This window comes from Micromonospora polyrhachis (genome assembly GCF_014203835.1).
Lineage (GTDB): Bacteria > Actinomycetota > Actinomycetes > Mycobacteriales > Micromonosporaceae > Micromonospora_H > Micromonospora_H polyrhachis.
The window spans coordinates 4,234,050-4,248,600 of record NZ_JACHJW010000001.1 but is presented as its reverse complement, the minus strand read 5'-3'; the positions used below and the strand labels follow the sequence as shown (position 1 = coordinate 4,248,600).

12 protein-coding genes are annotated in these 14,551 nt (G+C 68.7%); 9 read left to right on the top strand and 3 right to left on the bottom strand.

From position 1 onward, the window contains the following. The first annotated feature begins 105 nt into the window (after positions 1 to 105). The 6 genes from FHR38_RS18670 (at position 106) to FHR38_RS18645 (ending at position 7,657) form a co-directional block, all read left to right on the top strand. On the top strand, positions 106 to 657 hold the full coding sequence (locus tag FHR38_RS18670; protein WP_184535873.1) for a Uma2 family endonuclease: 552 nt from the start codon (positions 106 to 108) through the stop codon (positions 655 to 657). A 55-nt stretch (positions 658 to 712) separates the two neighbouring features. After that, on the top strand, positions 713 to 2,149 hold the full coding sequence (locus FHR38_RS18665) for a TldD/PmbA family protein (protein ID WP_184535872.1): 1,437 nt from the start codon (positions 713 to 715) through the stop codon (positions 2,147 to 2,149). Then, positions 2,146 to 3,549, top strand: a complete 1,404-nt coding sequence (locus FHR38_RS18660) for a TldD/PmbA family protein (RefSeq protein ID WP_312882257.1) — start codon at positions 2,146 to 2,148, stop codon at positions 3,547 to 3,549. Before FHR38_RS18665 ends, FHR38_RS18660 begins: the two co-directional genes overlap by 4 nt. A 307-nt stretch (positions 3,550 to 3,856) precedes the next feature. Next, complete coding sequence (gene sdhC / locus FHR38_RS18655) at positions 3,857 to 4,663, top strand: succinate dehydrogenase subunit SdhC (protein WP_184535871.1); 807 nt, start codon at positions 3,857 to 3,859, stop codon at positions 4,661 to 4,663. 10 nt (positions 4,664 to 4,673) lie between these two features. Then, complete coding sequence (locus FHR38_RS18650; RefSeq protein ID WP_184535870.1) at positions 4,674 to 6,599, top strand: fumarate reductase/succinate dehydrogenase flavoprotein subunit; 1,926 nt, start codon at positions 4,674 to 4,676, stop codon at positions 6,597 to 6,599. Continuing rightward, a complete protein-coding gene (locus FHR38_RS18645) occupies positions 6,599 to 7,657 on the top strand; it encodes a succinate dehydrogenase/fumarate reductase iron-sulfur subunit (RefSeq protein ID WP_184535869.1) in 1,059 nt (352 codons plus the stop codon). Before FHR38_RS18650 ends, FHR38_RS18645 begins: the two co-directional genes overlap by 1 nt. A 129-nt stretch (positions 7,658 to 7,786) precedes the next feature. On the opposite strand, the gene FHR38_RS18640 is transcribed toward FHR38_RS18645, so the two are convergent. Next, positions 7,787 to 8,206: a (deoxy)nucleoside triphosphate pyrophosphohydrolase gene (locus tag FHR38_RS18640; RefSeq protein WP_376771417.1), complete on the bottom strand. Its 420-nt coding sequence runs from the start codon at positions 8,204 to 8,206 to the stop codon at positions 7,787 to 7,789. A 185-nt stretch (positions 8,207 to 8,391) separates the two neighbouring features. On the opposite strand from FHR38_RS18640, the gene FHR38_RS18635 reads away from it, so the two are divergent. Continuing rightward, on the top strand, positions 8,392 to 8,703 hold the full coding sequence (locus FHR38_RS18635; RefSeq protein WP_184535867.1) for a 4a-hydroxytetrahydrobiopterin dehydratase: 312 nt from the start codon (positions 8,392 to 8,394) through the stop codon (positions 8,701 to 8,703). On the opposite strand, the gene FHR38_RS18630 is transcribed toward FHR38_RS18635, so the two are convergent. Both FHR38_RS18630 and FHR38_RS18625 read right to left on the bottom strand, forming a co-directional pair. Then, complete coding sequence (locus FHR38_RS18630; protein ID WP_446685686.1) at positions 8,700 to 9,362, bottom strand: response regulator; 663 nt, start codon at positions 9,360 to 9,362, stop codon at positions 8,700 to 8,702. The genes FHR38_RS18635 and FHR38_RS18630 overlap by 4 nt on opposite strands. Further along, on the bottom strand, positions 9,356 to 10,996 hold the full coding sequence (locus tag FHR38_RS18625) for a sensor histidine kinase (protein WP_184535865.1): 1,641 nt from the start codon (positions 10,994 to 10,996) through the stop codon (positions 9,356 to 9,358). Before FHR38_RS18625 ends, FHR38_RS18630 begins: the two co-directional genes overlap by 7 nt. 127 nt (positions 10,997 to 11,123) lie before the next feature. Between FHR38_RS18625 and FHR38_RS18620 the strand changes: the two genes are divergently transcribed. Together FHR38_RS18620 and glxA are read left to right on the top strand one after the other, a co-directional pair. Next, positions 11,124 to 12,416, top strand: a complete 1,293-nt coding sequence (locus FHR38_RS18620) for an alpha/beta hydrolase family protein (protein ID WP_184535864.1) — start codon at positions 11,124 to 11,126, stop codon at positions 12,414 to 12,416. A gap of 154 nt (positions 12,417 to 12,570) precedes the next feature. Beyond that, on the top strand, positions 12,571 to 14,529 hold the full coding sequence (glxA, locus tag FHR38_RS18615; protein ID WP_184535863.1) for a radical copper oxidase GlxA: 1,959 nt from the start codon (positions 12,571 to 12,573) through the stop codon (positions 14,527 to 14,529). Positions 14,530 to 14,551: the final 22 nt, after the last annotated feature.

Below are 14,551 nucleotides of genomic sequence, written 5' to 3'. Positions count from 1 at the left end.
CACTCCACTAGCCGAAGGCTTCGTCGGATCACCCGTAACCAGACATCCGTCAACTCGTTCTCCGTCCGCGGAAGACTGGTTGTCCGGGCGACTTCGGAGGTGACGATGACGGCAGCGGTGTTCGGGCACGGTGGGCCGTGGACCGAGGAGGAGTACCTCGCGCTCGACGGCACCCAGGAACGGGTCGAACTCTTCGACGGCAGCCTGTACGTGACCCCTGTCCCCGCTCCTCGCCATCAACACATCTCCGGAGAGCTACGTGTGATGCTCCGCTCGGCTGTCCGAGCTGCGGAGCTGTACGTGCTGGAGGCGGTCAACGTACGGCTGCGGGCCGGGCGGATGCCGATCCCGGACCTGGTCGTCACCGACGACATCGACTTCGACGAACTCGTCATCGACGCGAGCGACGTCAGGCTGGTCTGCGAGATTCTCTCGCCGAGCAACGCGGCGGCGGACAAGGTGCTGAAGATGCACTACTACGCGGTCGCCGGCATCCCGTGGTATCTCCTGGTCGAGCAGGACACCGGCACGCTGCACCTCTACCGCCTCGACGGTCAGCACTACGTCGAGGAGTCGGTCACCAAGCCCGGCCAGACGCTACACCTCACCGACCCGGTGACCGCCGAGATCGCCCCGAGCGAGTTACTGCCCCACTGACACTCAGTGAGTTACCGGCTCGCCACTGACCGGAGTTCTTGCATAGGGTCAGGGCATGACCCACTTCGATGTGGCCACCGCTGCCGTGCGCGCCGCGCTCGACGCGGGAGCCCGATACGCGGACGCCCGGGTGATGCACCGCCGGTACGAGTCGATGACCGCCCGCAACGGCGAGATCGAGGGACTCTCCCAGGACGAGGACGCCGGCATCGGCGTACGGGCACTGGTCGGGTCGAGTTGGGGCTTCTACGCCGTACCCGACATCTCGGAGCGGGCCGCCCACGCGGCCGGTAGCCACGCCGCGAAGATCGCCGCCGCGAGCGCCCGGGTAGCCGGGCCGGACACCGGCCTGTTCCCGGTCCCGGCGGTCAGCGGCAGTTGGGCGTCCCCGTATGTGATCGACCCGCTGGCGGTGCCCCTCTCCGACAAGGGTGACCTGCTGGTCGGGGCCACCCGCACCATGGTCGAGCACGGTGCCGACCTGGCCGAGGGGCTCTACCAGATCTGGGACACCCGCAAGTGGTTCGTCTCCAGCGAGGGACACCAGATCGACCAACACATCCGGGAGTGCGGGGCGGGCATCTCGGCCACTGTGATCGGCGATGGCGAGACCCAGCGCCGGTCCTATCCGAGCTACCGCGGCCAGTACGGCACCAGAGGCTGGGAACTGGTCGACTCCCTCGACCTGTCGGCGCACGCCGCCCGGATCGCCGAGGAGGCGCGGGCGCTGCTCACCGCACCACCCTGCCCGGCCGGCGAGACCACACTGATCCTCGGCAGCGAACAGATGGCGTTGCAGATCCACGAGTCGGTGGGGCACGCGATCGAACTGGACCGCATCCTGGGTTGGGAGGCGGCCTACGCCGGCACCTCCTGGCTGGACCTGGCCCAGCTCGGCAGTCTCCGCTACGGCTCCGAGCTGATGAACGTCACCATCGACCCGACGATCCCGGGCGCGTTGGGCAGTTTCGGCTTCGACGACGAGGGCACCCCGGCCGCGAAGCGGGACGCGGTGCGCGCGGGCCGCTGGGTGGGCGTACTCGCCGGTCGGGACTCGGCCGCCGTCGCCGGTCTGGACTACGCCGGCAGCGTACGCGCCGACGGTTGGGCACGGCTGCCGATGGTACGGATGACCAACGTCGGCCTGGAGCCGGGACCGCACACGCTGGACGAGATGATCTCGGCCACCGACGACGGGGTCATGATGGACTTCAACCGGTCCTGGTCGATCGACGACAAGCGGCTCAACTTCCAGTTCGGCTGCGAGATCGGTTGGGAGATCAAGAACGGTAGGCGGGGGCGGATGCTGCGCAACCCGACCTACACCGGGATCGGGCCGCTCTTCTGGCGCTCGATGGACATGCTCTCCTCGGAGATCGTCGCCTGGGGTACGCCCAACTGTGGCAAGGGACAGCCCGGCCAGATCGGCCACACCGGACACCCGGCCGCGCCGGCCCGGTTCCAGGCAGTGCGAGTGGGGGTGACGGGGTGAGCACCGAACTGGACATCGCCGCGCAGGTGGTCGAGTTGGTCCGTCGGCTCGGCGGCCCGGACCCGCAGGCGGAGGCTGCCGCCATCCGTCGGGAACTGGCCCTGACCCGGTTCGCCAACTCCTACATCCACCAGAACGTCACCGACGCGACGACCCGGGTGCGGCTCCGGCTGCACCTGGACGGTCGTACGGCGGCTGGCTCGACCACCCTGACCAGTGACGACGGGCTTCGGGGTCTGGTCGAGCGGACGCTCGCCGCCACCCGGCTCGCCCCACCGGACCCGACCTGGCCGGGGCTGGCCCCGCCCGCGCCGCTGGCCGGGGAGGGCGACTGGGACGAGGCCACCGCGCACGCGTCACCGGACGAGCGGGCCGAACGGGTCCGGGCCTTCGTCGACGCGGCCAATGGTCTGGTCACCGCTGGCTACTGCCGTACCGTCGAGCGCAGCGGCGCGTTCGTCAACAGCGCCGGGCAGTCTGTTGCTGGCCGGGCCGCCGACGCGGCGATGGATGGGATCGCCCGCGCCGACGGTGTCGACGGCGCGTCGCGGCTCGCCGCGTCTCGGCTGGCCGATCTGGACGGCGGGCTGCTCGGTCGACGGGCGGCGGCCAAGGCGCGAGCCGCCGCCGATCCGGTCGAGCTGCCTCCCGGCCGGTACGAGGTCGTGCTGGAGCCCACCGCCGTCGCGGACCTGCTCTACAACCTCGCCTGGCATGGGTTCAACGGGAAGCTGCACAACGAGCGACAGTCCTTTGCCGAGGTAGGCGCTACGCAGTTCGATCCCGCGATCACGCTGGTCGACGACGTGCTGGGCGGACCGGACCTGCCGTACGACGCCGAGGGCACCCCGAGCCGACGACTCACCCTGGTCGACCGCGGTGTCACCCGGGCCGTCGCCCACGACCGGCGTACCGCGGCCGAGGCCGGAACCGAATCGACCGGGCACGCCATGGCCGGGCACAGTTGGGGCCCGATGCCAGCCAACCTGATGCTGGCACCCGTCACCGAGGACGTTGCCGAACCGACGGCGGACGTGCCGAGCCCGCCGCACCAGGTGCCCGGCCCGGTGGTGGACGCCGACGCCGCCGCGCTGGTGGCCGACGTACGGCGTGGGCTGCTGGTCACCGACCTCTGGTACACCCGGGTACTCGATCCGAAGAGCTTGGTGGTGACCGGACTGACCCGCAACGGGGTGTGGCTGGTCGAGGATGGCGAGATCGTCGCCGCGGTACGGGACTTCCGCTTCACTCAGTCCTATCCGAAGGCACTCGCCCCGGGTGCCGTGCTCGGCGTCGGCCGACACGCGGTACGGCAGCCGGACAGTTGGGACCGCACCTGGTGGGTCGCACCAGCGGTGCGGCTTGCCGCCTGGAACTTCACCGGCGGCGCCTCCGGTTGATCGACAAGATCCTTTCGTTCTTGCCGGGTCATTCTCGGACGAAACGATCTTCCCGCTGGTCAGCGGCGCGATACATCAGTGAAGTTATACACATCTACTCATCGAACTGGTAACGGGTCTTTCGGAACCCGATGACACACGCGAGACTGCGTTGCGCGCAGGGTCATCGGTGCGCGGCGTAACGTGTGCATCGACGCGGACGCAGGTGGTGCGGCTGCGGGCCACCACTTCCTGCCCCCGCGCGCTCGGCCGGAACATCACCCGTGCCCGTCAGGCGATCGGGCCCCGTCAGGAAGACGACAAGGGAATGACATCGACGGCAACGAGGCCGGGGGGCGGGCGCCGGCGCGCCGCCATCGCGGCGAAGACGTTGCGTACGGACCGCTGGTGGTTCCCGTCACTGATCACAGTGGTGGGACTCGGCGCCTGGGTCACGTACGCGACGGTCCGGGTCTTCATGCACAAGTGGTACTGGGTCGAGGAGCACAGCTACCTGACCCCGTTCTATTCCCCCTGCGTGACCGAACGCTGCGCCCCGGAGGCGGCGCACTTCGGCCGCATCCTGCCCGACTGGTGGATCATCCCCGACGCCGCCCTGACCCTGCCGTTCCTTCTGCTGTTCCGGATGACCTGCTACTACTACCGCAAGGCCTACTATCGGTCGTTCTGGCTCTCCCCGCCGGCCTGCGCCGTCCCGGACGGGCACAAGACCTACTCGGGTGAGACCCGCTTCCCGCTGGTCTTCCAGAACGCCCACCGCTACGCGTTCTTCGCGGCCGTCGTCATCTCGGTAATCAACACCTGGGACGCCATCCTCGCCTTCAACACCCCGGACGGCTTCGGTTTCGGGCTCGGCAACGTCATCCTGCTGGGCAACGTGGTCATGCTCTGGGCGTACACGATCTCCTGCCACTCCTGCCGGCACATCGTCGGCGGCCGGCTCAAACACTTCTCCAAGCACCCACTGCGCTACCGCTTCTGGACGTTCGTCTCCAGGCTCAACGCCCGGCACATGGAACTCGCCTGGATCACGCTGGGCACCCTGGCGCTCACCGACTTCTACATCATGGCGCTGGACGCTGAGTGGATCAGCGACCTGCGGTTCATCAACTGAGGGCCCTGACATGACTACGCGAATCGAACGACACCACTACGACGTCGTCGTGATCGGAGCCGGCGGCGCCGGCCTGCGGGCGGCGATCGAGGCCCGGCTGGCCGGCAAGAAGACCGCGATCATCTCGAAGTCGCTCTTCGGGAAGGCGCACACGGTCATGGCCGAGGGCGGGGCCGCCGCCGCCATGGGCAACGTCAACAGTCGGGACAACTGGCAGGTCCACTTCCGGGACACGATGCGGGGCGGGAAGTTCCTCAACAACTTCCGGATGGCCGAGCTGCACGCCAAGGAGTCGCCGCAGCGGATCTGGGAGCTGGAGACGTACGGTGCGCTCTTCGACCGTACGAAGGACGGGAAGATCTCGCAGCGCAACTTCGGTGGCCACGAGTACCCGCGCCTGGCGCACGTCGGTGACCGTACCGGCCTGGAGCTGATCCGTACCCTCCAGCAGAAGATCGTCTCGCTCCAGCAGGAGGACAAGCGGGAGCACGGCGACTACGAGGCGCGGATCAAGGTCTTCGCCGAGACCACCATCACCGAGCTGCTGCTCGACGGCGACAAGATCGCCGGGGCGTTCGGCTACTACCGGGAGTCCGGCGAGTTCGTCCTCTTCGAGGCCCCGGCCGTGGTGCTGGCCACCGGCGGCGTCGGCAAGTCCTACAAGGTCACCTCCAACTCCTGGGAGTACACCGGGGACGGGCACGCCCTGGCCCTGCGGGCCGGCGCAACGCTGATCAACATGGAGTTCCTCCAGTTCCACCCCACCGGGATGGTCTGGCCGCCGTCGGTCAAGGGCATCCTGGTCACCGAGTCGGTCCGGGGTGACGGTGGCGTCCTCAAGAACTCCGAGGGCAAGCGGTTCATGTTCGACTACGTCCCCGACGTCTTCCGCAAGCAGTACGCGGAGACCGAGGAGGAGGCGGACCGCTGGTACACCGACCCGGACAACAACCGGCGTCCGCCGGAGCTGCTGCCCCGTGACGAGGTCGCGCGGGCGATCAACAGCGAGGTCAAGGCCGGTCGGGGTACGCCCGCCGGCGGCGTCTACCTGGACATCGCCAGCCGACTACCGGCCGAGGAGGTACGCCGCCGCCTGCCGTCGATGTACCACCAGTTCAAGGAGCTGGCCGACGTCGACATCACCAAGCAACCGATGGAGGTCGGGCCGACCTGCCACTACGTCATGGGCGGCATCGAGGTCGACCCGGACACGGCTGCGGCGGCCGGGCACGTACGCGGCCTCTTCGCCGCGGGCGAGGTGTCGGGCGGGATGCACGGCTCCAACCGGCTGGGCGGCAACTCCCTGTCCGACCTGCTGGTCTTCGGCAAGCGGGCGGGGCAGTACGCCGCCACGTACGTGGACGAGACAGCCACCCGGCCGAAGGTTCACGTCTCCGATGTCGAGGCGGCGGTGGACCAGGCGTTGGCCCCGCTGAACCGGGAGACCGGTGACAACCCGTACACCTTGCAGCAGGACCTCCAGGCGGTGATGGGCGACCTGGTCGGCATCATCCGCCGCAAGGGCGAGCTGGAGGACGCGTTGACCCGGTTGGCGGCCCTGCGGCAGCGGGTGGCCCGGGTGAGCGCGTCCGGCGGGCGACGCTACAACCCCGGCTGGCACCTCGCGCTGGACCTGCGCAACATGCTGGTGGTCTCCGAGTGCACCGCGCGGGCGGCGCTGGAGCGGGAGGAGTCGCGCGGCGGCCACACCCGTGAGGACTTCCCGAAGATGGCGCCGAAGTGGCGCATGGTCAACCTGGTGTGCTCGCTCGACGGCGACAAGGTACGGCTGGAGCACCAGCCGCTGCCGAAGATGCACGCCGAGTTGATCTCCCTGTTCGACCGTACCGAGCTGGCCAAGTACCTGACCGACGAGGAGCTCACCGACTTCGACGCCCTCGCTACGGACGCTGATGCGAAGGAGGCGGGCAAGTAATGGGCGGCAAGCGCCAATTCCGGGTCTGGCGGGGCGACGAGCAGGGTGGCCAGCTGGAGGACTACCAGGTCGAGGTCAACGAGGGCGAGGTGGTCCTGGACGTCATCCACCGGTTGCAGGCCACCGAGGCACCCGACCTGGCCTGCCGATGGAACTGCAAGGCCGGCAAGTGCGGGTCCTGCTCGATGGAGATCAACGGCATGCCCCGGCTGGGGTGCATGACCCGGATGTCGACCTTCGAAGAGACCGAGACGGTAACGATCACCCCGTTGCGGACCTTTCCGATCATCCGGGACCTGGTCACCGACGTCTCGTTCAACTACGAGAAGGCCCGGGAGACTCCGGCATTCGCGCCGCCGACCGACGTGCCCCCCGGCGACTACCGCATGCAACAGGTCGACGTCGAACGGTCACAAGAGTTCCGGAAATGCATCGAATGCTTCCTGTGCCAGAACACCTGTCACGTGGTACGGGACCACGAGGACAACAAGGGCGCATTCTCCGGCCCGCGCTACTTCATTCGCGCCACCGAACTGGACATGCATCCCCTGGACACCAAGAGCGACCGTAAGGAGTACGCACAGGCAGCTCAGGGGTTGGGTTACTGCAACATCACCAAATGTTGCACCGAGGTCTGTCCCGAGCACATCAAAATCACAGACAACGCGATCATCCCGATGAAGGAACGCGTGGTCGATCGCAGGTACGATCCAATTGTGAGGCTAGGTAGCAAGATTTTCCGACGCGGACAAAACGACGCCAGCGGCTCCGGCAAGCGCCAGGACGAGACCCTGAGCACGGTGCACTCGCACGCGGGTGCCTCGCACGACGCGCATGCGGAGGCGGAGGCGGAGCGTGGAGTCAACTGGCACCGGCAGGTGCCCCAGCCGCAGGCCCCGGCGACCGACGCCCGCGGCCGGCTGGCGATCAGCGAGTTCACCTTCGACCGGGCAGCCGCGCCGTCGCCCTTCGGCGACGACGTGAAGTTCCCACTGCCGGCCGACACCCTGAACTACGCCCACCCGGACCAGCAGCAACCTCCCGCACGACAGGACTGACCGTTTCGGGTGCACGGGCCGCAGGCATCAGCCGGCGGCCCGTCCCCGTTCCTGGATCTCGCCTCGCCACCACTTATGAAAACTGCGTGCACCAGCAGGACCGTGGAGCTAGCCGAGCAGACCGTACGGCTAGCCGATCAGTGGCCGGAGCGCCGCCACGATCGGGACATCCGCCGGCAACCAGGGCACGTCCGCCAGTTCGTCGACGGTCAGCCAGCGCAGTTCGGCGTGCTCCAGCGCCCGAGGTTCCCCGTGCACCAGCTGGGCGGCATAGACCTTGAGCACCGCCCGCCCCTGGCCGACCGGCACGGCCGGCCCGACCCGGTCACCGACCTCGACCAGAACTCCCAGCTCCTCGCTGCACTCCCGAACCAGCGCCGCCCCCTCGGACTCTCCCGGCTCCACCTTGCCGCCAGGAAACTCCCACTTTCCGGCTGTTTCGGGTGGTCTCGCCCGCGCCGCCGCCAGCACTCGTCGACCCTCGATGATGGCCGCGCCCACGATCACCCTGGGTTCCAGCCCATCTCCATCCGCCCGTTCGGTCCGCACAGTCGTCAACAGTGCCAGAGCGTTGACCGTTCAGGCAGGTCGGGGTCGGCCCCTCGGGCAGAAAGACCCGGAAGTGTGGGCGTGGACAGGCCGGCTAACCACCAGCAGACTAAGGAGCATCGGCCAAGACACGGGATAGCGACAATTTGGCCACAAGCCGGCAACGACGCCTGGGAGGTGCGGTAATGCGCGCGCTCTGGAGCAGCCGGGCAAAGAACGACTATCTCAGCGATGCGCTCGCGCTCCTCGAGGGCTGGACCCGCGAGGGCCGGGAGATCGAGCGCACCCTGCAACTGAGCGACAGCCAGCACGCCGAGCTGACCGAACGGATCAAGGTGGTCGCGGACGCACTACACCTGCGGCCGGAGATCCGCCGGCTGGACGGCCGTACGCAGATCCGAGTCGGTGCCAACGACGGCGACGACATCACGGCTGGCGAGGTAACCCTCGCCGCCCGCATCGAGGACGCCTATCGGACGGTGACCAGCGAGGACTAGGCACCGGGGGCAACCAGCCCGGATTCGTACGCCAGGATCGCCGCCCGCACCCGGTTCCGTACCCCCAGTCGAGTCAGGATCGCGCTGACGTGGCTCTTCACGGTGCCCTCCGCCAGAAAAAGCCGCTGCCCGATCTCCCCGTTCGACAAGCCCGCGCCAAGCAACGCCAACACCTCCCGTTCGCGTTCGGTCAGCATGGCGATCCGCTCCCGGGCAGTAATCCCCCGCGCCAGCTGCCCGGCCCCCACCTCGGCCAGAACGCGTCGCGCCACTCGCGGTGCCAGGTACGCCGCACCGGCGGCGACCGCCCGTACCCCGGTCAGCAGCTCGCGCGGGTCACTGGCCTTGAGCAGGAAGCCGCTGGTCCCGGCGGCCAGTGCCCGCACCACGTACTCCTCCTCACCGAAGGTGGTCAACATGACCACCGAGGTCTCCGGTACCTCCCGACGGATCTCCTCGGCTGCGGCCAGTCCGTCCAGGCCGGGCATGCGGATGTCCAGCAGAGCAACGTCAGGGCGGTACCGCCGGGTCAGTTGGATCGCCTCCCCACCATTGGCCGCCTCCGCCACCACCACGATCTCCGGGTCGGACGCGAGAATCGCGCGTGCCCCGGAACGGATCATCGGCTCGTCGTCGGCCACGAGTACTCGGATCACGATGCCGTCCTCGGAATGAAGTCCTTGCCGACCAGCCGCCCGTCGACGAAGCACAGCCGGTAGACGTCGATCGGGCCGGCGAACAGGTCGTCGCTGACCCGGTAGTACTCGCAGACAGCACCCGGGTCGCTGGGCGGTTCCGGCACGTCGGGCCGCCCGTCGACCTGCTGCGGTGGCAGTCCCTCGACCAACTCCACCCGCTGCTGCCCGATGGCCAGGGCCTGATAGATGGCGGGGTCGAGCCACGAATGTGTCACCTCGTACGCCCGCAGGCCGATCAGCACCAGCAGCACGGCCACAACGATCGTGACCGGTACGGCGACAGTCGAGGCCAGGCCGCGCCGGGCCGCCCGCCGGGCCTGCGCGAGCCGCCGCTCCGACTCGGGCTCGTCACCTACCGCCGGTGTCCCGGGCTGCGGCCCGCCGACCCGCGGAATCCTCGCCACGACGATGTACCCGTCCCCGTGCTCGCCGGTGTGCAGTGAGCCGCCCACCAGCCGGACCCGTTCCCGCAGGCCCACGAGTCCGTGCCCACCACCGGCACGCGCTGCCGTCGACCCGGCGGCCGGGCGACCGTTGACGACGGTGACCGCTGCCGCCGCCTCGCCGCCATCGAGCCGCACCGTAACCGGTGCTCCCGGTGCGTGCTTGGCGGCGTTGGTCAACGCCTCCTGGACGATGCGGTAGACGGTTCGCCCCGCCAGCGTCGAAGTCGACTCCTCGGATCCGTCGGAGACGAACTCCACCGCCATGCCGGATGCCCGTACGCGATCCACCAGTGCGGTGATGCTCTCCCACGCCGCATCGGGCGGCACGGACCCGCTCTCGTCCCGCAGTACACCGATGATGTCCCGCAGTTGCTCGGTTGCCCCGACCAGGGCCGCCCGCAGCTCGCCGACGGCCGTCCGGTACCGCTCGTCGAGGCCCCGATCCAGCTCCAACGCCCCGGTACGCATCGCGGCCAGGCTCAACTCGTGGCCGAGCGAGTCATGCATGTCCCGGGCGATCCGGGTGCGTTCGCGTAGCCGTACCTCACGGACGACCAGCTGCCGCTCCCGTTCGAGTTGCTCGGCATGCCGCCAGCCGGCCTCGGCGAGGTCGGCCCGCAGTCGGAGGTATCGCCCGATCAGCCAGGGCAGTACACCGGAGCCGAGCAACGGCAGCACCACGTTGATCCAGCCCCAGACATCACCTGTCACTGCGGCGAGCAGCAACCCGATCAGCACCACGAGGGAGAAGCCGGGCAGAGCCACCAGTCCGTTGGCCATTCGGCGGCCGGCCGCAAGGCAGGCGACTGCCGACACCGCCATCGGCCAGAACCGGAATTCGGGGAGTTCCACCAGCTGTACGAGGTTCGCCGCCGCCCCCAGCAACATCGACCGCACCGGCCAACGGCGGCCAGTGGCCAGCACCACTGCGCCCAGCGCCAGCCCCACCGCCAGCTCCGGCCACTGTCCCCACAGCTCCGTACCGAGCGCCACCGCCAGCGCCAGCCAGACCAGACCGGCCCCGACCAACTCGGCCCGGACCAACTCGGCCCGGCGGACCAACTCGGCTCGGACCAACTCGGCCCGGCGGACCAGCTCGACCTGGCCTGGCTCGGGCTGGCCTGGCTCGGGCCGCCGGAGATGATCCATTCGGCTCACGGTACCCGGCGACGGGCGTGCCCAGGCCGACGCGACCGGGCACCCCGAGGCTTCTCCGGGGAAGGAGACCCCATTCGACAGATACGCGCGCCCCGCACCCGAAGAGAGCCTTCCTGTCATGTTGAGACTCTCTCGTCGAGCGCTGCTGGGCAGCCTCGCGGCGCTGCTGTCGATGTCGACGCTCGCCACTGCCACTACCGCCGTCGCGGGCACCGCCCCACGGTCGACGCCCGATCGGCCAGCCACGCCGAACTCCGCGCCACTGCGGCTGGAGCTACCCGCGCCGACCGGTCAGCATCGCGTCGGCAACATCGAACTGCACCTGGTCGACAGTGCTCGTCCGGATCCGTGGGTGGCCGGCCGGTCACGGGAACTGATGGCCAGCATCTGGTACCCGGCGCGCCCCACCGGCCACGAACCACTCGCGCCGTACCTGCCGTCAGGGGCGGCGCAGCGATTCGGGGAACGGACCAACGCGACCCTCGGTCTCGCCGCCGGTCAGGTCGACTGGACCGGAATCAGCACACACGCCCGCGTCGGTGCCCCGGTCCTCGGTCGACACGGCGGCCACCCGGTCGTCCTCTACTCACCCGGTGCCGAGTTCCCCCGCGCCAACGGCACGGTGCTCGTCGAAGAGCTGGCCAGCCGGGGGTACGTGGTGGTCACCGTCGACCACACGTACGAGACGCACGAGGTCGAGTTCCCCGGGGGCCGGGTCGAGCCACAGAACCTGCCCGCCATGGACCCGACCGAACGTAACCACGCCGTCATCCGGACCCGTACCCAGGACGTCCGTTACCTGCTCGACCAGCTTGCCGTGATCGCTGCCGGTGGTAATCCGGACGCGGGGCAGCGGCCTCTCCCCCGGGGTCTCGGTGCCGGGCTCGACCTGTCCCGGGTGGGCATGTTCGGCCATTCCGCCGGTGGCTTCACCACCGCCGAGACGATGCTGCTCGACTCTCGCATCGACGCGGGAGTCAACCTGGACGGCAGCCTGGCCTACAGCTTCGCCGACAACGACTTCGGCGACGTGGTCGCCGCCGGCCTGGACCGCCCCTTCCTGCTACTGGGTGCGGGTCTCAGTGGCGGCAGGCCGCACACCCACCGGGAAGCGCCGGAGTGGCAATCCTTCTGGCAGAACTCGACCGGCTGGAAACTCGACCTCTACGTGGCCGAGGGTGAGCACTTCACCTTCACCGACTACCAGGTGCTGCTACCCCAGGTCGACGCGGGCTTCGCCCTGCCGGCCGGCTTCCTCGCCGGCACCATAGGCACGGTCGATCCGAGCCGGGTCACCGTCTCGCTACGCGCCTACCTCACCGCGTTCCTCGACGAACATCTGCGCGGCTGTCCGCAGCGCCTGCTCGACGGTCCATCGACGAGGCACCCGGACGTCACGTTCATCCGCTGACCGGTCACCACCGGGCACCTGAGCCCTTGCCATCGGGGATCGTCGGCCGGCGGAACCGGTCCGGCGGTACCCGGTGGCCACTCGGGCCCATCGATGACCGGGGCACACATCCATCGACGTAGACACTAGGGTGCTTGCGTCGGATGGAGGTCGGATGAAGAACCCTGAACGTCGCCGCCCACGTCGGCGCTTCGTGTGGCAGACGGTCGCCGCAGCCATCCTGATCGCCGCAAACGCGCACCCGATCTACTCCTTCGCCGCCGACTACACCCACGATCGAGAGATCAACAGTCCCGGCTACAAGGCGAGGTACGGGCACTGGCAGATCATCGAGTTACCCAAGGACGTACGACTCAACGCCATCCACGCCGCGCTGCTCGACACCGGCAAGCTCCTGCTCATCGCAGGCTCCGGTAACGACCGGCAGCAGTTCGCGGCCGGCACCTTCCGCACCCTCGTCTACGACCCGGCGACCGGCCGGACCAAGGACGTACGCACGCCGGTCGACCTGTTCTGTGCCGGACACGCCTTCCTGCCGAGCGGAAAGCTACTGGTGGCTGGCGGGACGCTCCGCTACGAGGTGCTCAAGCCGGACGTCACGCACGCGGGCGGCACCATGACGGTCAAGAACGAGTCACCCGACGACAACTCCCGCACGTTCCCCAAGGGCACCGAGTTCGTCGCGCCGAACGGCAAGCGGTACCGGGCAGCGGCCGACTTCGTCGTCAAGCCGGCCACCAAGATCGAGCGGCCGGCAGTCGGTGGCACCGGGACCCACGTGGCGGTGACCGCGAGTGAGACCACGGTCTGGGTGGACGCGGCAGAGAAGGGCAGCGGCTCGATCAGCTCCGCACCCACCCAGTACGCGGTGACCGGGCTGACCGGCGTCGCCGCACAGAACATCTACGGACTGTCCGACAAGATGACCCTGGACAAGCAGGACTACCAGGGGCTCAAGGAGACCTACGAGTTCAACCCCCGCACCGAGGAGTACGAGCCGGTCGCCGACATGTCCGAGAAGCGGTGGTATCCCACACTGACCGGACTGGCCGACGGCAGGGTCCTGGCCACCTCCGGCCTGAACGGCAAGGGCGAGGTGGTGGACGGTACGCAGAACGAGGTCTACGACCCGAAGACCCGGAAGTGGACCGTCCGACCCGACCTGAACCGCTACTTCCCGACGTACCCGGCGATCTTCCAGACCGCCACCGCCGACCGGCTTTTCTACAGTGGCTCCAGCACCGGTTACGGCCCGGCTGACCAGGGCCGGAAGCCGGGTCTCTGGAACTTGACGGACAACACCTTCCAGGTGGTGCCGGGCCTACGCGACCCCGACCTGATGGAGACCAGCGCGTCCAGTTGGGTCGGCCCCGTGCAGGACCAGACCGTGATGGTGGTCGGTGGCGGTGGGGTCGGCGAGTCACCGAGGTCGACCGGCCGGATCGACCTGGTCAAGCTCGACGAACCGAACCCTCGCTTCACTCCCGGCCCCAGCCTGCCCGAGGGCACCCGCTATCCCAACGTGGTGCAACTGCCCGACGACACCAGCCTGATCACCGGCGGCTCCCGGGACTACCGGGGCAAGGGCAACACCGACAACCACAACGCGCGGATCTACCACCCGGACACCAACACATTGGCGTACGCGGCCGACCCGAACGTGGGACGCAACTACCACGGATCGGCGTTGCTGCTGCCCGACGGGCGGGTCATGACGATGGGCTCCGACCCGCTCTTCCGGGACCGGGAGAACACCGTCGAGGGAGAGTTCGATCAGCGACTTGAGCTCTACACCCCGCCGTACCTCTTCCAGGACGACCGGCCGTTGATCGGCGACGGGCCGACCATCGTCGGCTACGGGAAGAAGGCGCGATACGAGCTGATGAACGACACCGTCGGCATCGGCAAGGTCCGACTGATCCGGCCCAGTGCGGTGACCCACTCCACCAACGTGGAACAGCGCTCGGTGGCACTGGAGTTCACGCAGGTCGGCGACCGGTTGGAGGTGACCATACCGACGCAGCCGGCGGTGCTGCCGCCGGGTTACTACATGCTCTTCGTCACCAACAAACTGGGCGTGCCCTCGGTGGCGAAGTGGGTGCACATCCGGTAAGGCGGGATTCAGACCGCGCGGC

Coding starts and splice junctions, on each gene's coding strand:
- FHR38_RS18665 (WP_184535872.1), top strand. CDS start 713: ATGACCCACTTCGATGTGGCCACCGCTGCCGTGCGCGCCGCGCTCGAC.
- FHR38_RS18670 (WP_184535873.1), top strand. CDS start 106: ATGACGGCAGCGGTGTTCGGGCACGGTGGGCCGTGGACCGAGGAGGAG.
- glxA (WP_184535863.1), top strand. CDS start 12,571: ATGAAGAACCCTGAACGTCGCCGCCCACGTCGGCGCTTCGTGTGGCAG.
- FHR38_RS18620 (WP_184535864.1), top strand. CDS start 11,124: ATGTTGAGACTCTCTCGTCGAGCGCTGCTGGGCAGCCTCGCGGCGCTG.
- FHR38_RS18635 (WP_184535867.1), top strand. CDS start 8,392: ATGCGCGCGCTCTGGAGCAGCCGGGCAAAGAACGACTATCTCAGCGAT.
- FHR38_RS18650 (WP_184535870.1), top strand. CDS start 4,674: ATGACTACGCGAATCGAACGACACCACTACGACGTCGTCGTGATCGGA.
- FHR38_RS18625 (WP_184535865.1), bottom strand. CDS start 10,996: ATGGATCATCTCCGGCGGCCCGAGCCAGGCCAGCCCGAGCCAGGCCAG.
- sdhC (WP_184535871.1), top strand. CDS start 3,857: ATGACATCGACGGCAACGAGGCCGGGGGGCGGGCGCCGGCGCGCCGCC.
- FHR38_RS18645 (WP_184535869.1), top strand. CDS start 6,599: ATGGGCGGCAAGCGCCAATTCCGGGTCTGGCGGGGCGACGAGCAGGGT.